21 protein-coding genes and 2 tRNA genes are annotated in these 22,028 nt (G+C 37.1%); 12 read left to right on the top strand and 11 right to left on the bottom strand.

Annotated elements, in window-relative coordinates:
* Positions 1–197: 197 nt before the first annotated feature.
* From BQ5341_RS08625 to BQ5341_RS08615, 3 genes are all read left to right on the top strand, one after another.
* Entirely contained in the window at positions 198–1,052 is an 855-nt protein-coding gene (locus tag BQ5341_RS08625; protein ID WP_071131593.1) for a transporter substrate-binding domain-containing protein, read from the top strand.
* 108 nt (positions 1,053–1,160) lie between these two features.
* A complete protein-coding gene (locus BQ5341_RS08620; RefSeq protein ID WP_071131592.1) occupies positions 1,161–1,838 on the top strand; it encodes an amino acid ABC transporter permease in 678 nt (225 codons plus the stop codon).
* A 15-nt stretch (positions 1,839–1,853) separates the two neighbouring features.
* On the top strand, positions 1,854–2,591 hold the full coding sequence (locus BQ5341_RS08615) for an amino acid ABC transporter ATP-binding protein (protein WP_071131591.1): 738 nt from the start codon (positions 1,854–1,856) through the stop codon (positions 2,589–2,591).
* Positions 2,592–2,654: 63 nt separating this feature from the next.
* Here the strand turns inward: BQ5341_RS08615 and BQ5341_RS10530 are convergent, their stop codons facing one another.
* The 3 genes from BQ5341_RS10530 to lexA form a co-directional block, all read right to left on the bottom strand.
* Positions 2,655–2,804, bottom strand: coding sequence for a hypothetical protein (locus BQ5341_RS10530; protein ID WP_158661765.1), 150 nt, complete (start codon positions 2,802–2,804; stop codon positions 2,655–2,657).
* 142 nt (positions 2,805–2,946) lie between these two features.
* A complete protein-coding gene (locus BQ5341_RS08610; RefSeq protein WP_071131590.1) occupies positions 2,947–3,138 on the bottom strand; it encodes a hypothetical protein in 192 nt (63 codons plus the stop codon).
* Positions 3,139–3,274: 136 nt separating this feature from the next.
* Complete coding sequence (lexA, locus tag BQ5341_RS08605; protein WP_071131589.1) at positions 3,275–3,898, bottom strand: transcriptional repressor LexA; 624 nt, start codon at positions 3,896–3,898, stop codon at positions 3,275–3,277.
* Between the two features lie 139 nt (positions 3,899–4,037).
* Between lexA and BQ5341_RS08600 the strand changes: the two genes are divergently transcribed.
* Both BQ5341_RS08600 and tkt read left to right on the top strand, forming a co-directional pair.
* Positions 4,038–4,277, top strand: a complete 240-nt coding sequence (locus tag BQ5341_RS08600) for a DUF896 family protein (protein ID WP_071131588.1) — start codon at positions 4,038–4,040, stop codon at positions 4,275–4,277.
* Positions 4,278–4,312: 35 nt separating this feature from the next.
* Complete coding sequence (gene tkt / locus BQ5341_RS08595; protein WP_071131587.1) at positions 4,313–6,307, top strand: transketolase; 1,995 nt, start codon at positions 4,313–4,315, stop codon at positions 6,305–6,307.
* 99 nt (positions 6,308–6,406) lie between these two features.
* Here the strand turns inward: tkt and BQ5341_RS08590 are convergent, their stop codons facing one another.
* Positions 6,407–7,693 carry an ISL3 family transposase gene (locus BQ5341_RS08590; protein ID WP_071131586.1) on the bottom strand — a complete coding sequence of 429 codons (1,287 nt, stop codon included), beginning with the start codon at positions 7,691–7,693 and terminating at the stop codon, positions 6,407–6,409.
* 223 nt (positions 7,694–7,916) lie between these two features.
* On the opposite strand from BQ5341_RS08590, the gene BQ5341_RS08585 reads away from it, so the two are divergent.
* Positions 7,917–8,357, top strand: coding sequence for a Fur family transcriptional regulator (locus BQ5341_RS08585; protein ID WP_071131585.1), 441 nt, complete (start codon positions 7,917–7,919; stop codon positions 8,355–8,357).
* A gap of 38 nt (positions 8,358–8,395) precedes the next feature.
* Here BQ5341_RS08585 and BQ5341_RS08580 read toward each other — a convergent pair whose 3' ends face one another.
* The 4 genes from BQ5341_RS08580 to BQ5341_RS08565 form a co-directional block, all read right to left on the bottom strand.
* Positions 8,396–8,899: an aminoacyl-tRNA deacylase gene (locus BQ5341_RS08580; RefSeq protein ID WP_071131584.1), complete on the bottom strand. Its 504-nt coding sequence runs from the start codon at positions 8,897–8,899 to the stop codon at positions 8,396–8,398.
* Between the two features lie 137 nt (positions 8,900–9,036).
* Positions 9,037–9,124: transfer RNA gene (locus BQ5341_RS08575), tRNA-Ser, on the bottom strand.
* 5 nt (positions 9,125–9,129) lie between these two features.
* Positions 9,130–9,201: transfer RNA gene (locus BQ5341_RS08570), tRNA-Glu, on the bottom strand.
* Between the two features lie 65 nt (positions 9,202–9,266).
* Positions 9,267–9,560, bottom strand: coding sequence for a cupin (locus BQ5341_RS08565; protein ID WP_071131583.1), 294 nt, complete (start codon positions 9,558–9,560; stop codon positions 9,267–9,269).
* Positions 9,561–9,823: 263 nt separating this feature from the next.
* Between BQ5341_RS08565 and BQ5341_RS08560 the strand changes: the two genes are divergently transcribed.
* The 3 genes from BQ5341_RS08560 (at position 9,824) to BQ5341_RS08550 (ending at position 12,442) form a co-directional block, all read left to right on the top strand.
* Entirely contained in the window at positions 9,824–10,084 is a 261-nt protein-coding gene (locus BQ5341_RS08560; RefSeq protein ID WP_235836392.1) for a hypothetical protein, read from the top strand.
* Positions 10,085–10,102: 18 nt separating this feature from the next.
* Positions 10,103–10,333: a hypothetical protein gene (locus tag BQ5341_RS10525; RefSeq protein ID WP_071131582.1), complete on the top strand. Its 231-nt coding sequence runs from the start codon at positions 10,103–10,105 to the stop codon at positions 10,331–10,333.
* Between the two features lie 798 nt (positions 10,334–11,131).
* The gene (locus BQ5341_RS08550) at positions 11,132–12,442 is read left to right on the top strand and encodes an IS1380 family transposase (RefSeq protein ID WP_071130199.1); all 1,311 of its coding nucleotides are present in this window, start codon (positions 11,132–11,134) and stop codon (positions 12,440–12,442) included.
* 309 nt (positions 12,443–12,751) lie between these two features.
* Here BQ5341_RS08550 and BQ5341_RS10695 read toward each other — a convergent pair whose 3' ends face one another.
* Both BQ5341_RS10695 and cls read right to left on the bottom strand, forming a co-directional pair.
* Positions 12,752–13,765, bottom strand: coding sequence for an Ltp family lipoprotein (locus BQ5341_RS10695; protein ID WP_071131581.1), 1,014 nt, complete (start codon positions 13,763–13,765; stop codon positions 12,752–12,754).
* A 505-nt stretch (positions 13,766–14,270) separates the two neighbouring features.
* Positions 14,271–15,728 (bottom strand): cardiolipin synthase, encoded by a 1,458-nt coding sequence (gene cls / locus BQ5341_RS08540; protein ID WP_071131580.1) that lies wholly within the window; start codon positions 15,726–15,728, stop codon positions 14,271–14,273.
* Positions 15,729–15,858: 130 nt separating this feature from the next.
* Between cls and BQ5341_RS08535 the strand changes: the two genes are divergently transcribed.
* Positions 15,859–17,208, top strand: a complete 1,350-nt coding sequence (locus tag BQ5341_RS08535; protein WP_071131579.1) for a DEAD/DEAH box helicase — start codon at positions 15,859–15,861, stop codon at positions 17,206–17,208.
* A gap of 77 nt (positions 17,209–17,285) precedes the next feature.
* Here BQ5341_RS08535 and BQ5341_RS08530 read toward each other — a convergent pair whose 3' ends face one another.
* On the bottom strand, positions 17,286–17,732 hold the full coding sequence (locus BQ5341_RS08530) for a GNAT family N-acetyltransferase (RefSeq protein ID WP_071131578.1): 447 nt from the start codon (positions 17,730–17,732) through the stop codon (positions 17,286–17,288).
* Positions 17,733–17,806: 74 nt separating this feature from the next.
* Between BQ5341_RS08530 and BQ5341_RS08525 the strand changes: the two genes are divergently transcribed.
* Positions 17,807–18,850 carry a DUF7278 family profilin-like fold-containing protein gene (locus BQ5341_RS08525; RefSeq protein ID WP_071131577.1) on the top strand — a complete coding sequence of 348 codons (1,044 nt, stop codon included), beginning with the start codon at positions 17,807–17,809 and terminating at the stop codon, positions 18,848–18,850.
* Positions 18,851–19,119: 269 nt separating this feature from the next.
* Positions 19,120–21,762, top strand: coding sequence for an alanine--tRNA ligase (alaS, locus tag BQ5341_RS08520; RefSeq protein WP_071131576.1), 2,643 nt, complete (start codon positions 19,120–19,122; stop codon positions 21,760–21,762).
* Positions 21,763–22,028: the final 266 nt, after the last annotated feature.

Raw genomic sequence — 22,028 nt, 5'->3', positions numbered from 1 at the left:
ATTTATTTGACTCAGTTTTTTTATGCTAAATTAACGTATAATATACAAAAAATCGCTATTTTTAAAAAGTTTTTTTGAATAATTCGCTTTCAGATGAATTTTTTTCGAATTAATGCTTGCAATTATTTTAAATTTTGTTATGATAATTATGCAAGAATGAAAAACAAAATTGCATAATTATAAAAGGAGTTTTTAATATGAAAAAAATTTTAGCAACCTTACTTACAGCGAGTTCTATTTTTCTTTTGGCAGCATGTTCGTCAACACCAGAAAGTTCAACGGATACAAGTAGCACACCCAACGCAAATACAGCAGACAACACAACCGCTTTAGCCGATATTAAAGAGGCCGGCGAGTTAGTGATTGGTACATCGCCAGACTTCGCACCATTTGAATTTCCAATGCAAGTCGATGGCAAAAATGAAATTGTCGGTGTCGATATTGATATTGCCCAAGCAGTCGCCGATTCTTTAGGCGTCGATCTTAAAATTATGCAATTAGATTTTGATAATTTATTGCCATCCATGCAAGCGGGTAAATTAGATATGGTTTTAGCTGGGATTTCAGCAACTGAAGAACGTCAAGCGAGCGCCGATTTTTCAACGCCTTATTTTACCCCTTCACAAAAAGTAGTTATTAATAAAAAAGATTTAGCAACATATACAACGCCAGAAAGTTTAGCTGGAAAAAATGTTGGCGCCCAAAAAGGTTCGATTCAAGAAGATGTCGCTAAAGAACAATTAGCAGATGCCAACTTAATTTTAATTCCTAAAAACACTACGATGTTAATCCAAATTTCTTCAGGTGGCCTCGATGCCATGGTCTTAGAAGGTGCCGTGGCAGAAGCTTACGTTAAACAAAATACTGATTTAGCGATTGCCGATATCGAATTGACCTCAAGTGATGATGAAAGTTATGCCATTGCCTTACCAAAAAATTCCGGCGATTTGAAAACGGAAGTCGACAAAGTAATCAACGATTTAATTGAAAATGACAAGATCAACGAGATTGTCCAAAAAAATTCTGAGTTGGCCGACGAAAACGCCCAATAAGAAAATTTTTAAAAAAGTCCAAAAGAAGTTATACTATTAAAAAGACCGACCTTTCTTGAAATATTCAAGGAAGGTTTCTGTGTTGAAATTTTTAAAGGAGGACATGTTTTGAATTTTTCTTTTTTATCCGATTTTTCCAGCTACTTTATTAATGGGACTGTGGTAACTTTATTTATCTCGTTAATCACCGTTGTTTTAGGAGCGGTTTTGGGTACTTTACTCGCCTTACTAAAATTATCGGGCAATCGTTTTTTACGTTTTTTGGCCAGTGCTTATATTGAAATTTTTCGTGGCACCCCGATGTTTCTCCAAATTTTGATTGGTTTTATTTTACTTTATGGCAAAATTCCGGTGCCGAGAATTTCCATTATGAATGTCGATTTAAGCTTGCTTTTGGCCGGCTTAATTCCACTTGCGATGAATTCGGCGGCTTATGTGGCTGAAATAATTCGTGGCGGCATTCAAGCGGTGGACAAAGGCCAAACGGAAGCTGCTTATTCATTAGGATTGAAACAATCAAAAACGATGCGCTTTGTTATTTTGCCGCAAGCGATTCGTAATATTTTGCCGGCTTTAGGAAATGAATTTGTCACCGTCATTAAAGATTCTTCCTTGTTATCGGCCATTGGTGTCGCTGAGCTTGTTTTTGGAGCCACTAGTGTGCAAAATATTACTTACATCGGCTTAGAACCATTACTGGCTGCGGCGATGATTTATTTTATTTTAACTTTTACGACCAGTCGCCTGTTAGGTCTCTGGGAGAAAAAATTAAACAAAGGGATGTAGAAAGGGGATCAAATAATGGCTGAAGCCTTAATCGAAGTTAGTGGACTGCATAAATTTTTCGGTCCCAATGAAGTGTTAAAAGGAATTAATCAAACGATTGAAAAAGGGCAAGTGGTCGTAGTCATTGGGCCATCTGGTTCAGGAAAATCGACTTTTTTGCGCTGTTTAAATTTATTAGAAAAACCCAACAGTGGTACGATTGCTTTTGAAGGGGTCAATATTACCGCCAAAGAAAATAATGTTTTTAAAATGCGAGAAAAAATGGGAATGGTTTTCCAACAATTTAATTTATTTCCAAATCTTACGGTCTTAGAAAATATTACCCTCGCCCCTCGGCAAGTAAAAAAAATGACAAAAGAGGCGGCTAATTTGGTCGCTTTAGATTTGTTAAATAAAGTTGGTTTAGCTGATAAAGCCGACAGCTATCCAAAATCTTTATCTGGTGGACAACAACAACGGATTGCGATTGCCCGAGCTTTGGCGATGGAACCAGATGTGATGTTGTTTGATGAACCAACTTCGGCTTTAGATCCTGAAATGGTCGGAGAAGTATTAAACGTGATGAAAGGTCTTGCTCATGAAGGAATGACGATGGTCATTGTGACTCATGAAATGGGCTTTGCTAAAGAAGTCGGCTCAGAGATTTTATTTATGGATGATGGTTTGATTTTAGAAAAAGGCACGCCAGCAGAAGTGTTTGAAAATCCACAAAATTCCCGCACGCAAGATTTTTTATCAAAAGTGTTAGCCTAATATAAAAAAAGCGCCGCTGACTTTATAGTTAGCGGCGCTTTTTACAGGCAAATCTATATAATATTATTCAGCTTTAGTAAACCCGGTGGAAAAACCCCAAGTCATTAAGAGTGCAAAGGGGAGGGTTAAAAAGAAATGATGATTAAAGATACTAATCAATAGCGTAATTAAAAGGGCAACCCCAGCGATTAAAATTAATTTTTTTTTAGCCATTTTTCCCTCTTCTTTCTATTGGTTATTAAGGTAAAAATACGCTGAAATAAGAGGCTTGTCAACTTTTTATTACGGAGATTAAAAAAATGGCGCAAAAATACTTGCGCCACTAATGCCATTTATTTTACTTTTTTTATTTTTTTCAATTGGAGCGAGGGATTACTTTTTTATTTTGTTTAATCATTTTACGGTAACGTTTTTCATCCCAGTTCATAAACCATAATAAGGCCAGTGGCGAAGTAATCAATAAAATTGCAGTATAATCTAAGCGGCCAACGAAAATTCCAATCATTAAAATAATAAATAATAAACCTGCACGACGAATTCCTTTCATGCGCTCACCTTCATTCTTTTTTATACGAACACCTGTTCATATTTTTATTATACGAACACTCGTTCTAAAAGTAAAGGGGAACAAACTATTTTTTTTCAAAAAAAAATTCTCCCTCGTTAATAAGGGAGAATTCATATTACCAAATGTGGCTGCGATAAAGTCCAACCACTTTTCCTAAAATAGAAACTTGTTCTAAAATAATTTGTGCCATCGTATCATTTTCCGGCTGCAAGCGATAATAGCCATTTTCTTTGAAAAATCTTTTACAAGTGGCTTCATCATCTTCTGTCATCGCAATCACGATTTCACCATCATTGGCGGCACTTTGTTTGTTGACAATCACATAATCGCCATCAAAAATTCCGGCGTTCACCATGCTATTTCCGCGAATGGTTAGCATAAATAATTGACTGGCTTCGTATTTAATATCGGGCGGTAATGGAAAATAATCTGTCGTTTCTTCCACCGCTAAAATCGGTTGGCCGGCAGTAACCGTTCCAATCATAGGAATCAATGGACTTTCAATTCCCAATTCTCGTAAGCCGTCACTCGTTAGTTCAATGGCGCGAGGTTTGGTTGGATCGCGGGCAATCAACCCTTTTTTTTCTAAACGAGCTAAATGCCCGTGAACTGTTGATGTCGAGGCCAAATGCACTGCCTCACCAATTTCTCGAACGGTTGGGGGATAACCATGTTCGTCCACTTCTTGATAAATGAAGCGGAGAATCTCCATTTGTCTCGTTTCACCTTTTGGAGGCATCAGTGCCACCGCCTTTTCATTTTTTTTACTTGAACACTTGTTCCTTTTTTAAGTATAACATAAAAATTGTGAGAATCAAACGAGTGTTCGTGTATTTTGCCGCAAATTTTTGATATAATCGTTTTAAAAGGAGGACGCCATGATTAATGATGAATTAATTACTCGCATTAACGAGCTTTCGCAAAAGAAGAAGACGGTTGGTTTAAGTGCTGATGAAAAAATTGAGCAGGAGAAACTCCGCCAAGAATATTTACAATCATTCAAAAAAAATATGCGCCACCATATTGAAGGGTTAAAAATTGTCGATGACAAAGGCCACGACGTTACCCCCGATAAATTAAAAAAGATTCAAAAAGAAAAAGGACTACACAATCGTTAAAAAATAATGGAGAACTTTGAAGGAGGTCAATTTTTTTGTTTGATACAACTGATTTTTTAGCCGTCAATACGGTGCGCACATTAAGTATGGATATGATCCAAAAAGCCAATTCCGGTCATCCGGGATTACCCATGGGAGCCGCTCCCATGGCCTATGTTTTATGGACGAAACATTTAAATATTAATCCTAAAACATCTCGCAACTGGGTAGATCGCGATCGTTTTGTTTTATCAGCTGGACATGGATCGGCTTTATTATATAGTTTGCTCCATTTGTCAGGCTATAACTTAACGATTGATGATTTAAAAGGATTTCGCCAATGGGGTTCATTAACACCGGGACACCCGGAAGTAAATCATACAGACGGCGTTGAAGCCACCACTGGACCTTTAGGACAAGGAATTGCGATGGCTGTTGGTATGGCCATGAGTGAAGCTCATTTAGCAGCGACGTATAACAAAGAAGATGGCAAAATTGTTGATCATTACACGTATGCTTTATGTGGCGATGGCGATTTGATGGAAGGAATTTCTCATGAAGCTGCTTCTTTAGCTGGCCATTTGAAATTAGGAAAATTAAATGTTTTGTACGATTCCAACGATATTTCTTTAGATGGACCAACTTCTAAAGCTTTCACCGAAAATGTTGGCGCGCGCTTTGAAGCTTACGGTTGGCAACATATTTTAGTGAAAGATGGCAATGATTTACAAGCAATTGATCAAGCCATTGAAGCTGCGAAAAAAGATACCGATCAACCTACTTTAATTGAAGTGAAAACCGTGATTGGTTACGGCGCTCCTCATGCAGGTAGCTCAAAAGTCCACGGTGCACCACTTGGCGTTGACGGCGTAGTTGCTGCTAAAAAAACTTACGGCTGGAATTTTGGCGAAGATTTTTATGTGCCAGAAGAAGTGGCGGAACGTTTCCAAGAAGCAATCGTTGAAAAAGGTGGCGCAGCTGAAAAAAATTGGCAAGAAAATTTTGCTGCTTACGAAAAAGAATATCCAGAACTAGCTGCTCAATTTTTACAAGGAGTTAAAGCAGAATTGCCAGCAGGTTGGCAAGAAAAATTACCAGTCTACGAAGTGGGAACTTCTCAAGCCAGTCGTGTGACGAGTAAAGAAGTTTTACAAATTTTATCAGAAAATATGCCAAGTTTATGGGGCGGATCAGCCGATCTTTCAGCCTCTAACAATACAATGATTGCTGCTGAAACAGATTTTCAAGCGGATAATTATGTTGGCCGCAATATTTGGTTTGGCGTGCGGGAATTTGCGATGGCCGCTATTATGAATGGGATTTTACTTCATGGGGGAACAAAAATTTATGGCGGGACATTCTTTGTCTTTGTAGATTATTTGCGCCCAGCGGTTCGTTTGGCAGCCATTCAAAAATTGCCAGTGATTTACGTGCTTACTCATGATTCAGTAGCAGTCGGCGAGGACGGACCAACTCACGAACCAGTGGAACAATTGTCTAGCTTGCGGGGAATGCCTAACTTATCGGTCATTCGTCCTGCTGATGCTAACGAAGTAGTTGCCGCTTGGGAAATTGCTTTAGAAAGTACAGATCATCCCACTGCTTTGATTTTATCTCGTCAAAATTTGCCAGTGTTAGCAGGGACAGCCGAAAATGCTGACCAAGTGAAACGTGGTGCTTATGTATTATCGGCGCAAAAAGGAACAACGCCAGATGGTATTTTACTTGCTACCGGTTCTGAAGTTGCCTTAGCTATGGCTGCGCAAGAACAATTGGCCGCAGAAAATATTGACGTTTCTGTCGTTTCTGTCCCAAGTTTTGATTTATTTAAAAAACAAGACGCTAGCTATCAAGAAGCTGTTTTACCAAAAGAAGTTACTAAACGCGTGGCCGTTGAAATGGCAGCAACATTTGGTTGGGGAGATTTAATAGGTTCTGCCGGAAAAGTGATTGGAATCGATCGTTTCGGCGAAAGTGCCCAAGGACCAAAAATCATTGAAGCATTTGATTTCACCTCAGAACACGTTGTTAAGACATTTAAATCTCTTTAATTTAAGAAAAATAAAAAATTGCGGCTCAATGTCAAATCGGACTGATAGGATTATTTAAAACAGTTAAAGCAGAATTTATTTTCTGCTTTGGCTGTTTTTTTATTTAATAGAAATAAGGTTGTTAGTTAAGAAGATACGGGCGCGCATGTTGGAGAAGTTTCGATAACCGTAAGCGACTCTTTTGAGGACTTTTATATGGGTGTGAATATTTTCTAGTTTCGCATTGGAATAGGATTTTTCTAAGGACAGGCGAATGCCTGCTTCATGTTTACGGAAAGTGCGCTTTAATATTTGGAGCTCAGCTGGAATTTCTTCAGGCATCTCACTTAAAAGACGATAAAATTCGCCGCCATCCTTATGATTGAAGGCGTAAATCAAATCTTGGTAGTAGTTGTATCCCAGGGAAAGATCCTCAGAAATGGTTAAAAGTCGGTCCACGATTTCGGTTTGTGTTAAGTAGCTCCAACTAAAATTCGCTCTTTTTTTAAATGTTTGAAAATCTAATTTATCGTGACTCATTAAAAGAAGACGATTGAGCTTTTTTAATTGCCGGTATTGTTTGGCCTGTGAGGGATCGTTTTGATTGAGGCTTTTCATTACTCTGACCCGCAGGTTATCAAAGCAACGGTTCATGTGCTGGACAATATGAAATCGGTCAATGATAAGCTTAGCGTTAGGGAAACAAATTTTAACAACTTTTAGATACGGGGCATTCATATCCGACACCACGTAACGAACACTGTGCCGGGCCTGGCGATCGAAGCTCATAAAATAGTCCACAAGGTCATTCTTTCTGCGGCTAGGAAGAATATCAAACAGTTTGCCCGTATCACCATCCATACAAGAAAAAGCAAATTTTCCTTTGTCAGTGGTTAAAGAACGAAATTCATCAAATAGTAAACATTTGGGCAACCAATTCTTTTTAATGTTGATTTCCTGACCTAATAAGTCGATTGATTTTTGTAAAGTAGAACTAGAAACGAAACAATGTTTGGCAATATTTTTAGCCGTATTTTTTTCAGTGAGCTCCTCAAATGCCTTGTAAAATACTTGTTTAGCAATAAAGCAAAAGCGATCCACTAGGTACGTTTTGGCGGTAAAATAACTATGGCAGTTGCGACAGAGATATCTTTGTTTCTTGAGATTGAGATAAGTCCTCTGGTTGCCCGCAGAATTCAAAAGGATTCGAGACTGTTTTCCGCCATTTTTAACAATCGTTTTTTCATCCGCCTGACCACACTCAGGACAGCGTGAAACCTGATTTATTAAGGAAGCATAGACGACGAGATGCCCACCTTTTTTGTCCCTTTCTTCCTCAACGCTATGAATTTCAATATTTGAGTCTTTTATTCTAAGCAATTTTTTGATATCATTAAATTCGAACATATAAATTTTCCTCCCCAGAATGTGATGATGGTGATTCTATTCTAACGGAAAATTTGTATGTTTTCTTGTTTTTTAATACAAATAGGGACCGATAGAATTTTTATTCTATCAGTCCAATAAATTATAGAGCCAAAATTGCAGCCTTTCTAGGTTGCAATTTTTTTGTTTTGCGCTTGCCTGACTAGATTAGAAATAGTATTATTTAATAAAAGAGGTGGGAGACATGAGTACGATTGTCCAACAAGAAATTTTAAAATTACAAGCTAAGGGGATTCGCATTACGCCTCAACGCCAAGCCATTTTACAATTTTTGATTGAAAACCATCGCCATCCAACAGCAGATGAAATTTATCAAGCTTTGGCCGAAAATTTTTCCAATATGTCGGTGGCGACTGTTTATAACAATTTGCGTTTGCTTAAGAAATTAAATGTCGTCAAAGAATTGACTTATGGTGATCACGCCAGTCGCTTTGACTATGTGACGTCGGACCATTATCACGCGATTTGCAAAAATTGTGGTCTGATGGTGGATTTTTATTATCCCGGTTTAGAAGATGTCCAACAAGCAGCTGCCAGTTTAACTGGTTTTGCCATTGATGAACATCGCTTAGAAGTTTACGGCCTATGTCCAGATTGCCAAAAAAAAATGGCGACTGAAAAATAAAAATTGGCGCCAGCATTGAGAGTTGCTGACACCAATTTTTATTTTTTTTCTTCGCTAATTTGGGCAAATGTGCCGGCGACTATCTGAGCTAAATCAGTAGACTTAATGGCGATGGAACGACCAATTTTGCCAGCAGAAATAATAATTGTTTCATCTATTGCTGCCTGTTGGTCAATAAAAATAGGAAACGGATGTGTGGCATGAATACCAATGGGCGTATTGGCGCCGTGCTCATAGCCGGTAGTTTTTTGTAAATCCTTTAAGGGAATCAGCCCCACTTTTTTATTGCCCGACGCTTTGGCAAACAGTTTATAGACCACCGTATGATTCAAGGGAATTACCGCAATTACCGGTCCGGTGACGTTGCCAGTTAAGGCTAAAGTTTTATAAATTTTATTAGGATCCACGGATAATTTATCATATTGCAGTTGAGCGACGTCATGTTTTTCTTCCCAAGGCAGCTCTAATTGCTGGTAGGGAATTTTTTCTTTGTCGAGAATTTTTTCGACTAAAGTTTTGTTTAACTGATCTTTTTTATTCATTGATAACACCTCGCCTTATTCTAGCGAAATTTTTTTCAAATGCCAAGAGGACTGCTTATGAAAATAAAAAAACACTATAAATGCTCTGAACAATGTCAGATAAGCATTTATAGTGTTTAATAAATGGTAAAAAGGTAAGGAGAGTACAGGATTTGAACCTGCGCACCGGTTATAGCCGGTTCGACGGATTTCGAGTCCGTTGCATTACCGCTCTGCCAACTCTCCATAAATAGGGCGTAGGGGAATCGAACCCCTATTTCGTGACTGAGAATCACACGTCTTAACCGTTTGACCAACGCCCCAAAATGTCAACAAAAACTATTATAATGCTTTTGTTGACGTTTGGCAAAGAAAATTCCAAAAAAATTTATTTTAGATGACTTTTTACCACCATCAGCTCAGAATCTTCGTCCAAACCAATCATCCGATGTTTTTCATGAGGTTTCATTTGGACAATTTTTCCGGGATAAATTTTTTCCTCGCTGTTTTCGTCAGCAAAAATCAACGTTCCATTGATTGGCACTACGACAACTGAATAATCCACCGCGTGCCAAGCAATTTCTTGACCGGCTTTAATCAGCAAATGAGTCACGGTTTGTTGTTCATTTTCAATCAAATGTTCAAATCCTTTTAATTCTGGATTGCTTGTATAAATTTGCAAAAGATCACCTACTATTTTTATTTGAACCTCTTTTATTGTAAAAAAGATTCCTAGAATTTACAACTATTCAAAAAGATTTATTTTAAGGTAATGGTAAGTAATATTCTTTCAATTAAGAATTAGATGAACTGGAAGATACCGCTGAATTGCTTAAAGCTGAGTCGGATAATTTTTTTAAGTAGTCGAAGGGGAAACGGATGATCGGTTATCTTTTTTTTTGTAGAATTGACAGAAACGAATCATCTGGAAGGCGTGAGTAAGTAATGAAGACTATAAATGTTTATCAGTGTGTGCTTGATAAAGAAATTCCACTAGAATATATAGGCAAAGTAAAATATATTGGTGAATCTTTTGGTATTGAAAGTTTAACTAATGGAGGTATTTATGATGTAGTTTACGATGAAACCAAGACGATAAAAATTGTTGATGATAGTAAGGAAGATTATATTTATGATCTAGTAAATCCAAGACCACTTGATAGTAGTTATCCTCTTCCTAAGATTTCACTGTTTATTGAATCGTAATAGCACCCAGTCACGAAGATGATTGAGCGTGTCAGGTACGGAGGCGGAAGGAATGTTTCAAAAAATCAGATAGATTTTATGAAAGCAAACGAATTTAAAGTAAATTTCGATAGTGAATTATCCGACGAAGATTTCATCAAAATTGAAGAGAAAGCTTCTTACTTGTTACAAATCAAAGGTTTTGATAAGTATTACGATCCAACCTACACTGGAATAATGTGTGAATCAATAATTGATGTAATCGAATAAATTGCACCTGCCATTAAAGGTAAGTATCTTTGTAACCTAAATTAAGGAGAAATACAAATGAAGATAGAATTGTATGACGTTGTTCGTTTGAAAGATGGTCGAGAACTGACAATTCTCCTCATTCATGGAAATGACGAAGCATGCGAGGTAGCGGATTAAGAAGACGTATTTTCAATTGAACGTGATGAAATTGAAAAAGTAATTTGGAAAGCAAAAAAAAATACAAAAGTGGAATGATAGCATCCAGTTACAGCAAAAGTGATCGAATGATAGTTCTATGAATCGTGGGAGCGTTATAGGTACGTTAGTCAGCGTTGTTAAAATTAGGTTATAGAAAAAACCGCCCATAAAGTGAACGGTATCCTCACATTAGATAAAATTTTTTTACTGCATATTTTTTGTCTTAATTCTTTAAGTGAAATATGGGACGAGTATTTTTGTGAAAAATCTAGGGTTATACGTTTTTCAACACTATAAAACTGTGTCAAAATCGTTCTGTAATATCTGTCCTTCCATTATTTGTCAGAATCTAGAAGGCGTAAAAAATTAGAATCCTAGTTAAATGTTGTTGTACGAGTGATTCGATAGGGTTCTTGTTTTATTGATGCCTACTTTTTAAAATTTTAAAAAATTACATTGTTACCTGAATAATTCATACATTCTATTCGAATGCTCACAAATCGCTTAACAATAATCAAAACACTCATTTTTCATTTTCACCCATTAGGTGATGAAAAAAGAACTCCGTTCTGTTATGGTAAAGGTGCTTAAACCAACCAAAAGAAAGGAGTTCTTCTAATGACTAGTTTACATGACAATCAAATGAAATTCAATTCAACGATGATAATTTCACACACAGGTGGCTGCTTATCCAGTGATTCAGGGTTAGTTCTAATGAAGGAGTTAATGGATACTCTTCAATTTTCAAAACTAGCAAAGCATTTCCTTCACATAGAGGACAAGCGCAATTATTATACACATGATAACGTGGAAATATTGGAACAACTTATCTTGCAATTGATTAGTGGTTATTCGGCTGATTCTTCAGCGAATATTTTAAGACAAGACCCTGTATTTCAAGCCATTTTAGGTAAGAAGCAACTAGCCTCTCAATCTTCACTTTCTCGTTTTTTTGATCGTTTTATGGAGAAAAATATTCATCAATTGCAAGCGTTAAATCAAGCATTGGTAGATCAAGTACGTTTGATTCGCAATAACACCGAATTAGTGATTGACATTGATTCCACTCACTCCGATACATTTGGACGTCAAGAACAAACAAATTACAATGCACATTATCAAACCTATGGATATCATCCGCTAGTTGCCTTTGATGGACTAACTGGTGACTTTTTAAAAGCAGAACTACGTCCAGGAAATCAATACACCTCGAAAGGAATAAAAGCGTTCATTGAACCATTGCTATCTCATTATATTGAAGCATTACCTACTACAGATATACTCGTACGTGGTGATAGTGGGTTTGCAACACCAGAGGTGTATGAACCTTGCGAGAATACCAACAGTCACTACGTCATTCGATTGAAAAATAATAACAAGTTAAGCCAGTTGGCAGAACAATTTGTTCAATACGATGACAATCAAAAATGGGATGAACAAGAGGTATATTATTTTTCTTCCTTTTACCAAGCACAATCTTGGTCAAAACCTCGTCGTGTCTGCATACGATCGGTTCGCGAGAGTGGTGAACTTCTCTTTCATCACGCATTTATTGTGACCAATTTATCCGAAAATGTCTCACCTAAAGTTGTCTTCTCTCTTTATGAAAAACGCGGAACGATGGAAAATTTTATCAAAGAAGCCAAAACGGGTTTCTTTTTTGACAAGACAGATAGTCCACGTTTTGTAGAAAATCATACGAGAATGATGATAAGCGTTCTTGCTTACAACCTTGTTAATTTTTTAAAAACGATTGCATTCAAAAAAATAGACCAAGGAATGACTATCCAGACGATTCGTTTACATTTTCTTAAAATTGCTGGAAAACTTGTTCAAACAGCCAGAAAAATATACCTTAAATTATCAAGCTATCATGTGCAACAAAACGAATTCTATGCAATTTTCAGGCGCCTAAGGCGGTGCCAATAAATCCTTCCTAACCTTAGAAAAAAAGGATGAAAAATCAAAGGGGTGGAGTCTGCCAAAAAACTGAATTGACTTTCACTTTAATAGCAATAGCCAAGAAAAGTAGAACAAAAAATTAAATTTTGTTAGAAATAGAGAGAACGTTTAAAGAAACGTCCGTTTTTTTTAAATAACTATTCAAAAAAATTAAGGCTATGAATTATTCAGGTTGTTAAGGTGTTTTCTTAATTATCAAGTATTTACTAGTGTAAAAATCTGTAGTGAAACAGGGTTAATGCGTTCGTTAGCTACCTAATTGAGCATTTTAAATTATCAGTTTGGTAAATTGTCTATTGCAAATTGAGCTTCGGCATCAGAAAATCCTTCATAAATTAGTTGGTCTTTAAGTCCAGCGTTAGAAAAACTAGAATATTCTAGATAACTTTTTGCTTTCGTTAATGCTTGTTGGTTCCAATCTGTTTCAATGTGATCGATAGCAAATTGAGCGGCATCAGCTGGATATTGTTCGTAAATTAATTGATCGTACAAACCGGATTTTGAAAAGGAAGAAAAATCGAGATAACTATATGCATGATCTAATGCATTTTGCTGTTCTCTCGTTGCATTGTCAATTTCAGCTTGAGCCGCATTTTCCGCATCAACTCTTGCCTGGGCTTCTGCAGCCGCTTTTTCTTCTGCAGCTTTTTTCTCCGCATCTGCTTTTGCTTCTGCATCTGCTTTTGCTTTTGCCTCAGCATCTTCTGCAGCTTTTTTCTCCGCAGCCGCTTTTTCTTCAGCATCTGCCTTTTCTTTGGCTGCCTTCTCTGCAGCCTCTTTTTGAGCTTGGGCCTCGTCAGCTAATTTTTTATCATTTTCGAGCTGGCTAACTGTCTTTATTGTAAAAGTACGCGTGTCATCTTCACATTTTAAAATGTATTTCATCTCTTTATCAGTTGGTGTGCTTATTGTAATTTCAAAATGATTTTGCGCAGATTTTGTGGATTGAACTGTTTCCCCGTCGGCTTCTATAATAACTTCTAAATCACTAGGGGCTCCGCCACTAAATGTAACATTTTTAAAATCGTCTGAAAAATTATGCTTAACAGAAGAAAAAATTATTTTTTTCTCTTCTTTCTCAATAGACTGTTTGGTTTCCACTAAACCTGTTTTTGGCTGTGCAGTTTTAACCACTTTCTCGGGTTCTGGGGCTGTTATTCCTACTATAATAAACATTAAGGCTGCCAATCCGATCGCTAAATTACGATAAAGCTTATTTGGTCGTTTTCTTGCAAAATACCAAATAGCCAAAATTGCTACCAATAATACAAAACTAAAAAAAACACTCATTTTCTTTCCTCCAATTGTATGATATTATTTTTTTGTTAACAGTTAGGACAATTGCTAACTAGCTCTCGTTCGTTCAAGCGAATGAGAGCTTTTTTTACATGAATTTTTATAATTTCGCTTGAGATGCATCGTTTTTTCTCATATGTGTTCTTTGAATTACTAAATTAATAGACTTTTCATAAAATCTCGATATTTAGTGTATTTTAAATCACTGTGATTCACATTATGAAGATTGTCACTTTAGTGGCGGAGATTGGTGCTAACTCAGCTTGTAAAACTCTATTAATCTACCGGTAGTATGATTCCTCAAAATCATAAACACTATTTTGAGGAATCATACTGTTGAATCAATTTATTTAATAATTTTATATTAATTGACAATATATTAAAAGGTTATTTGGTTTGTTTCCATAGTAAGCAAATGCTTTAAACTTATTATTTTTATTGCCTAGAAATCCTTTTTATAGTGAAAAGCGACTCTAACCATCGCCCCGAATAGTTTCTTTTAAAGAATGGGCGACAATAATCTTGAAAAATTCTGTTTAAAACGCAACCAGCGAGATTGATTTTGAATCATTTCTTCTGTGAGCAACGTGCAATTTTCCATATCGGCTAAGAAGATTTGTTCGAATTGATGATTGAGTTCCTCTGAATAAATAAAAGCTTGGACTTCAAAATTTAGCGAATAAGAGCGAATATCTTGATTCATGGAACCAATCGAAGACAAATTATCATCCACCATACAAGTTTTGCTGTGCAAAAAGCCATTGTTGTAAATATAAATTTTCACCCCGAGGCGCGTCAAGTAATTGGCGTAATATTGGGTGGCCCGATAAATAAAAGGGTGGTCCGGCATTTGTGGAATCATAATCCGCACATCAATGTCCGAGCGAGCAGCAATCAATAAAGTTGTAATCATAGAATCATCAGGAATCAAATAAGGCGTTTGAATCCAAATCCGCCGCTCGCTATCAGAGCTCATACGAATAATGGCGCCTTTTAAAATATCTTCAAAAGAATCCGGGCCGTCAGAAACAATTTGCATACTATAAGGACCGCGTTGACTCTTTTCAGGAAGTTGGAAAAAGTGATCTTGATAGTGAATCATTTGCTGTTTTTCACAAGAAGCATTCCAATCGCGAATAAATATTTCTTGTAAAGTAAAGCTGGCTGGCCCAACAATTCTAGCGTGGGAATCGCGCCAATAGCCGAATTTTGAATTTTCCCCAATATATTGATCAGCGATATTAAAGCCGCCGGTCCAAGAAATTTTCCCGTCAATAACAACAATTTTCCGGTGCAAGTGATAATTCAGTCGGGACTTCAACAAAATATTTTTACTTGTGACAAATGGCGCCACCTCGCCGCCTAATGTAATCAAAGGTTTAAACCAGCGTTTATTGGCGCCTTTTGAACCCCACGGATCATAAATCAGCCGAACTTTAACACCTTTTGCGGCCATTTGGACAAGGGCCGTCATCACCCGATTGCCCAGACGATCATTGTAAATGGAATAATATTCAATATGAATAGTTTCTTTGGCATTTAAAATATCAGCGATTAATCCGTCAAATTTTTTCTTGCCATCGGTAAATAATTCGACTTCATTTCCTTGAGTGAAAGGGGACTGCTGTGTTTTATCCAAATAACGCACTAATTTTTGGCCGTTGGAATCTAACGGAGGGATGACCCAACCGGAAAAATCCAGCGCATCTTGTTCGACTTTCAACTCAATTAATTCAATATCGTGAACGTCTTCGGGGGTTAATTTTAAAATACTTTCCTGGTCAATCCCGCGCCCGCAAAAAGCGTATAAAATAAATCCAATCCCTGGCAAAAAAACTAGGGCAATCATCCAAGCTAAAACCGACTGGATGGATCGAGGTTTGCGAAAAACGGTAACAACGGAAGCAACGGTATTAATAAAAAGTAAAAAGATAAATATTTCGAGTATATATTGCATTATTTGCTCCTCATTTTTGCTTTAATTATAGCAGAATTAAAGCAAAAATTGTTTATTTTGACCAAAAAACTACTGACGGCCTGCAAATTGTGTTAAACTGATGCGAGAAAGTAAATACCAGAGGTGAAAGATGAACTTTAGTGAATTTCAATTTCCAACATTTTTAAACAAAGCATTAGACCGCAAAAAATTTGCCGAACCAACAGATGTGCAGGCAAAAGTGATTCCCATGATTCAACGAAATAAAAGTGTCGTGGTCCAATCGCAAACCGGTTCCGGGAAAACATTGGCATTTTTATTGCCTTTATTAGAAAAAATTACGCCTGATTCCCATGTGCAAGTCGTGATTACAACACCTAGTCGGGAACTAGCAGAACAAATTTATGAAGAAGCAAAATTTTTTAGTGCTGATGCTGACTTTGATTTAAAAGTCGCTCGCTTTTTTGGTGGCACTGATAAAATGCGCCAAATCGAAAAATTAGGGAACCAACAACCGCAAGTTGTTATTGGTACGCCCGGTCGTTTATTAGATTTGATTAACGCCAAAGCGCTGAAAGTCCATACCGCATTTGCTTTAGTAGTCGATGAAGCAGATATGACTTTAGATTTCGGATTTTTAAAAGAAGTCGATCAAATTGCCGGTTTATTTGGCAAAGGCAGTCAATTCTTAATTTTTTCAGCGACAATTCCTGAAAAATTGCGTCCGTTTTTGAAAAAATATCTCGACAATCCAACGATTGTTGAAATTGCGCCTGATAATAAAATTGCACCAGCCATTGAAAATTATTTAATTTCCACCAAAGGGCATGAAAAAAATGAAGTGATTTACCATTTATTGACGATGGGGCAACCTTATTTGGTTTTCATTTTTGCCAATACGAAACAACGTGTGGATGAATTGACTAGCTTTTTGCAAGAAAAAGGGTTGAAAGTTGCTAAAATTCATGGGGATATTCCTCCGCGCGAACGGAAACGAGTGATGAAACAAGTTCAAAATTTGGATTATCAATTTGTTGTAGCAACGGATTTAGCTGCTCGAGGTATTGATATTGAAGGGATTTCGTTAGTTATTAATGACGACTTGCCTCAAGATTTAGACTTTTTTATTCACCGCATCGGTCGGACTGGACGGAACGGACTTTCTGGCGTGGCAATTACATTGTATGCTCCAGGAGAAGAACAATTGGTGGCACAAGTGGAATCTCAAGGAATTAAATTTATTCCTAAAACTTTCAAACGTGGCGACCTAGTTGATGACTATGATCGTAATCGCCGGAGAAAACGCAGTGACACCGCCAAAGCCGATATTGATACGAAAATTATTGGTATGGTGAAAAAGAAAAAGAAAAAAATTAAACCAGGTTACAAAAAAGAAATTCAACGAGAAATCGTTAAATCTAAAAAACAAAAAACAAAAATCGCCAAACGCCAAGGTCTCCGTACCGACCGCAAAACCAAAAAGAAAAACAGCGAATATTAAACAAGGTTGTCTTTTTGGTGTTCTGGGTCGCAGTGAATTAGAGGTTGTCGATAAAAAAGCCATGAAAAGTTTTCTTTTCATGGCTTTTTTTCGTCAAGTTTTTTTAATATTTTTTCCATTCGCCAAACAGGGATTGTATCTTCATAAAAAAGTTCTCCCACAACTTGCCAGCCGGAATGTTCATAAAACGGTCGTGCATCAACTTCACTATTTAAAAATCCGGCCAAAAGTCCGTGATTGGCGCCATATTTTTCTAATGATTGCAATAATTTTTCACCGACACCTTGATTTCGAAAATTTTTTTTGACACAGAAACGATCAGGATTTAACAGTTGATTTTTCACTTGATAGCGAGCAGTAGCAATTACAAGGCCGTCTTCAACGACTAGAAAATAACGAAAAACTTCCCCTGGCTTTTCATCAAATTCCAGTTGGGCTGGGATGCCTTGCTCTTTAACAAAAACTTCAGCCCGCATTTTAAAACTTGCTTTTTGAATGACTGGGTGAGTCCCGTGAATAATCATTAGGCGCCTCGCCTCCTTTTAAAAAATGGTATAATGAAATTAAAAAAAATGCAAAAATGTGAGGGGAAATCATTATGAATGCCTTTGAACAAATGAATTGGTCCATCTGGCAAACTTTAAATGACCAAGAAAAATTGATTTTGATGCGACAAGTATTAATGTATTTTGTTTCGCCGTTAACTTTAGTAAAAGATGTAAAGCTCCAAAATTTTTCGATGCAAGGCATATCATGCCGGACATTTGAATTTACGATTAACGGGGAACCGTTCGTCTTTGTTCCGGGCATCCCAGAAACCATTTTAGGGTTTGATCAAAGTAGCACCCAAATTAATATCAACGAGTGGTTAGCTAGCGATGCGGCGTTTCAATTTATGGAGCATCATGAAAAAATCAATCCCCCCACAACACACGAATTGGCTACTTTTATCAATGAGCACACTTCTCAACTGCGAAAAGCGACTATTTTGCCGATGCTTGTTTCAAAGTATGCCGTTCCAGTGGGGGCACAATTTATTGGCGATTTAGATACTGTTTCTGGTAATTTTACTGGCGACACAAAAGTGTATGCCACCTTTGAAAATGACCTCCTGCCACAAATTTATCCTTCTCAAACGAGTAAAGAAGCGCTAGACTGGGAATTTCCTAAAACTATTTTTGAGCCAGGTCGTTATTATGGATTTTTGGATGCGGCAGATAATCATTATCATCTTTACACCCACGAATTACTAAATTTGGGGCAATTAAAAAAGAAATTGCGCCGTTTTAATTTTTATTTGCCGACAGAAGATGAGTTTGAATATATGATGACGGCTGGATCTCGTCGTTTATTTCCTTATGTTCATCACGAGACTTTTTTTGACGGTCAAAAGGTCCTCCCGCCATATCAATTGAAGGAAAATATGTTTGGACTGCAAATGAATCTCGGACAATCCACGTGGCAACTGCTGGAAAAAGTGAGCCTCTTAAAAAATGGCCCCGTTGATTTAAATGCGCCGAATCTTTTAGAAGCGATTATGCCTTTGAGTCCATATGCCCGCACCATTATGCCGACAGAGCAAAGCGATACTTATTCAACTACGGATTTTCAATTTTACAAAGTCATTCGCATTAAGCCGTAAGCAAATAAACCTTGACAAAAAAAGTTTTTTTTTCTAAACTACCAGTAATAGGATATGACCATGATGAAGGTTTTTAAAAGCGAGTCTGTGACGGTGGAACCAGACAAAACAACATCTTGCGTTGCTCCCTACTGTATCGTGTCTTCGCGTTAAGAAGTAAAAGAGGTAATGACAAACATCATTGCAACTAAGGTGGTACCGCGGTAAAACGTCCTTAGCTTGCAAGGGTGTTTTTTTATTTTAATTTTAAAAAAGTAAAGGATGATTAGATGAAAAAATTAACCAGTGCACAAGTGCGCCAAATGTATCTCGACTTTTTCAAAGAAAAAGGACATTCCGTTGAACCTAGCCAATCTTTAGTTCCAGTGAACGATCCAACACTTTTATGGATCAATTCCGGCGTGGCTACTTTAAAAAAATATTTTGACGGCTCTGTTGTGCCTGATAACAAGCGCATCACTAACGCACAAAAATCAATCCGCACTAATGATATTGAAAATGTCGGCAAAACCGCTCGCCATCATACGATGTTTGAAATGTTGGGAAATTTTTCCATTGGCGATTATTTCAAAAAAGAAGCGATTCATTGGGCTTGGGAATTACTAACCGATGAAAAATGGTTTGACTTTGATCCAGAGCTCCTTTATGTGACGGTTTATCCTAAAGATACTGAAGCAAAACGGATTTGGCATGAAGAAGTGGGCCTGCCATTAGATCATATTATTGAAATTGAAGATAATTTTTGGGATATTGGCGCCGGTCCAAGTGGTCCTGATACGGAAATTTTTTACGACCGTGGGGAACAATATTTAGATATTCCAAAAGATGATCCGGAAAACTTTCCTGGTGGCGAAAATCAACGTTATTTAGAAATTTGGAATCTTGTTTTTTCAGAATTTAACCATACGCCACAAGGAACTTATGAACCATTGCCTCATAAAAACATTGATACCGGCATGGGCTTAGAACGGATGGTTTCTATTATTCAAGATGCACCAACGAATTTTGAGACGGATCTTTTCTTACCAATTATTCATGAAGTTGAAAAAATGTCTGGTAAAAAATATGGCAACGACAAGCTTATTGATATTTCTTTTAAAGTGATTGCCGATCATATTCGTGCGTTAAGTTTTGCAATTGGCGATGGTGCGCTACCTAGTAATGAAGGTCGTGGCTATGTTTTACGTCGGCTGTTGCGCCGGGCGGTGATGCATGGGAAAAAACTAGATATTAATGAAGCTTTCTTATATAAATTGGTGCCTGTTGTCGGTCAAATTATGAATAGTTATTATCCAGAAGTCTTGGATCAAAAAGAGTTTATTGAAAAAATTATTAAAAATGAAGAACTTCGCTTCCATGAAACAATTAATGAAGGCTTAGCTATTTTAAATGAAACGATTGCTAAAGCTAAAGAAAATGGTCAAACAGTTTTAACCGGCGCTGAAATTTTCAAATTGTACGATACGTTTGGTTTTCCAGTAGAACTCTCTGAAGAAATTGCCGAAGATGAAGGCTTAACAGTGGATCACGCTGGTTTTGAAGTAGCAATGGAAGAACAACGGACGCGGGCTCGTGCTGCTCGTAGCGATGAGTTTTCTATGGGTGTGCAAAATAATTTACTGACAGAAGTTAAAGTGGCTAGCCAGTTTATCGGTTATGATACGTTACAATCTGAAGCTGTTTTAGAAGTCATGATTCAAGAACAAGAACTTGTTTCTAAAGTAAATACTGGCAGTGCGCAATTTATTTTTGACGCAACACCATTTTATGCAGAAATGGGTGGACAAGTGGCCGACACTGGGACCATTCTTAATAGTGATGGCCAAGTTGTAGCAAAAGTGAAAGACGTGCAAAGAGCACCAAACGGACAACATTTGCATACGGTTGAAGTTGTTTTACCAATGGTGGAAGGCGCTACTTATGAATTAGTTGTGGATGGTAAAAAACGCCATAAAATTATTAAAAACCACACGGCAACGCATTTATTGCATCGGGCGTTAAAAGATGTTTTAGGCAATCACGCCAATCAAGCAGGATCTTTAGTGGCACCAGAACATTTACGTTTTGACTTTTCCCATTTTGGCCAAGTGACAACAGAAGAACTTGTGCAAATGGAACGGATTGTTAATGAAAAAATTTGGGCTGAAATTCCGGTAGAAACAGTAGAAACAGATATCGATACGGCTAAAGGAATGGGTGCGATGGCCCTCTTTGGCGAAAAATACGGACATGAAGTGCGAGTGGTAGAAATTGGTGATTATTCCTTAGAATTATGTGGGGGAAATCATGTAGCCAACACTTCAGAAATTGGCCTCTTTAAAATTATTGCCGAATCTGGGATTGGCGCTGGCGTCCGCCGGATTGAAGCTGTGACTAGTAAAGAAGCTTATGAAGCATTTCTAGTGGAAGAAAATAATTTGAAACAAACAGCGGGCTTAGTGAAAGCACCACAAACAAAAGATACGCCAATCAAAGTGGCAGCTTTACAAGAACAATTAAAAGAACTTCAAAAAGAAAATCAAAAATTACTCCATAAAATGGCCAATGAACAAGCAGGCGACATTTTCTCTGATGTAAAACAAATTGGTGAGCTAAGTCTTATTACAGCCAAAGTCGAAGTCAAAGATATGAATCAATTGCGCCAAATTGCCGATCAATGGAAACAAAAACAAGCGTCTGATGTTTTGGTACTAGCAACTAGTGGCGAAAAAGTCAACCTCTTAGTAGCTGCCAATGAAAAGGCCAATCAACACCAGATTAAAGCGGGCGATTTGATTAAAAATATTGCCCCACTAGTAGGCGGTGGCGGCGGTGGCCGTGCTGATTTAGCGCAAGCCGGTGGAAAAAATCCAGCTGGAATTACAGCGGCATTAATAAAAGCGCAAGAATATTTACAAGATGAACACGTATAAAAAAACGAAAGTTATTTAATGAAAGATGAGTAAATCAATTCGATTTGAATTGGTTACTCATCTTTTTTTCATTTTCATCTCATAGTTATGCTTACTGAAAAGTTTTCATAAGTTTTCACAACAAACCCCAAGATTTCGGGCTTAAAACGAAAAATAAATTCCAGAAAATCAATAAAATTTGTAAAAAAAATCGCCCACATTATTAAAAATGTGCTATGATTAATTAAGATAAAGCGTTTCTTATTAAATGACAACGTGTCTTTTAT

This window comes from Enterococcus timonensis (genome assembly GCF_900104595.1).
Classification (GTDB): domain Bacteria; phylum Bacillota; class Bacilli; order Lactobacillales; family Enterococcaceae; genus Enterococcus_J; species Enterococcus_J timonensis.
The sequence above is the reverse complement of the archived record's forward strand: the minus strand, read 5'-3'. Positions and strand labels throughout refer to the sequence as shown.

Coding starts and splice junctions, on each gene's coding strand:
- BQ5341_RS08625 (WP_071131593.1), top strand. CDS start 198: ATGAAAAAAATTTTAGCAACCTTACTTACAGCGAGTTCTATTTTTCTT.
- BQ5341_RS08615 (WP_071131591.1), top strand. CDS start 1,854: ATGGCTGAAGCCTTAATCGAAGTTAGTGGACTGCATAAATTTTTCGGT.
- BQ5341_RS10530 (WP_158661765.1), bottom strand. CDS start 2,804: ATGGCTAAAAAAAAATTAATTTTAATCGCTGGGGTTGCCCTTTTAATT.
- BQ5341_RS08610 (WP_071131590.1), bottom strand. CDS start 3,138: ATGAAAGGAATTCGTCGTGCAGGTTTATTATTTATTATTTTAATGATT.
- lexA (WP_071131589.1), bottom strand. CDS start 3,898: ATGCCTCCAAAAGGTGAAACGAGACAAATGGAGATTCTCCGCTTCATT.
- BQ5341_RS08600 (WP_071131588.1), top strand. CDS start 4,038: ATGATTAATGATGAATTAATTACTCGCATTAACGAGCTTTCGCAAAAG.
- BQ5341_RS08590 (WP_071131586.1), bottom strand. CDS start 7,693: ATGTTCGAATTTAATGATATCAAAAAATTGCTTAGAATAAAAGACTCA.
- BQ5341_RS08585 (WP_071131585.1), top strand. CDS start 7,917: ATGAGTACGATTGTCCAACAAGAAATTTTAAAATTACAAGCTAAGGGG.
- BQ5341_RS08580 (WP_071131584.1), bottom strand. CDS start 8,899: ATGAATAAAAAAGATCAGTTAAACAAAACTTTAGTCGAAAAAATTCTC.
- BQ5341_RS08560 (WP_235836392.1), top strand. CDS start 9,824: ATGAAGACTATAAATGTTTATCAGTGTGTGCTTGATAAAGAAATTCCA.
- BQ5341_RS10525 (WP_071131582.1), top strand. CDS start 10,103: ATGATTGAGCGTGTCAGGTACGGAGGCGGAAGGAATGTTTCAAAAAAT.
- BQ5341_RS08550 (WP_071130199.1), top strand. CDS start 11,132: ATGACTAGTTTACATGACAATCAAATGAAATTCAATTCAACGATGATA.
- BQ5341_RS10695 (WP_071131581.1), bottom strand. CDS start 13,765: ATGAGTGTTTTTTTTAGTTTTGTATTATTGGTAGCAATTTTGGCTATT.
- cls (WP_071131580.1), bottom strand. CDS start 15,728: ATGCAATATATACTCGAAATATTTATCTTTTTACTTTTTATTAATACC.
- BQ5341_RS08535 (WP_071131579.1), top strand. CDS start 15,859: ATGAACTTTAGTGAATTTCAATTTCCAACATTTTTAAACAAAGCATTA.
- BQ5341_RS08530 (WP_071131578.1), bottom strand. CDS start 17,732: ATGATTATTCACGGGACTCACCCAGTCATTCAAAAAGCAAGTTTTAAA.
- BQ5341_RS08525 (WP_071131577.1), top strand. CDS start 17,807: ATGAATGCCTTTGAACAAATGAATTGGTCCATCTGGCAAACTTTAAAT.
- alaS (WP_071131576.1), top strand. CDS start 19,120: ATGAAAAAATTAACCAGTGCACAAGTGCGCCAAATGTATCTCGACTTT.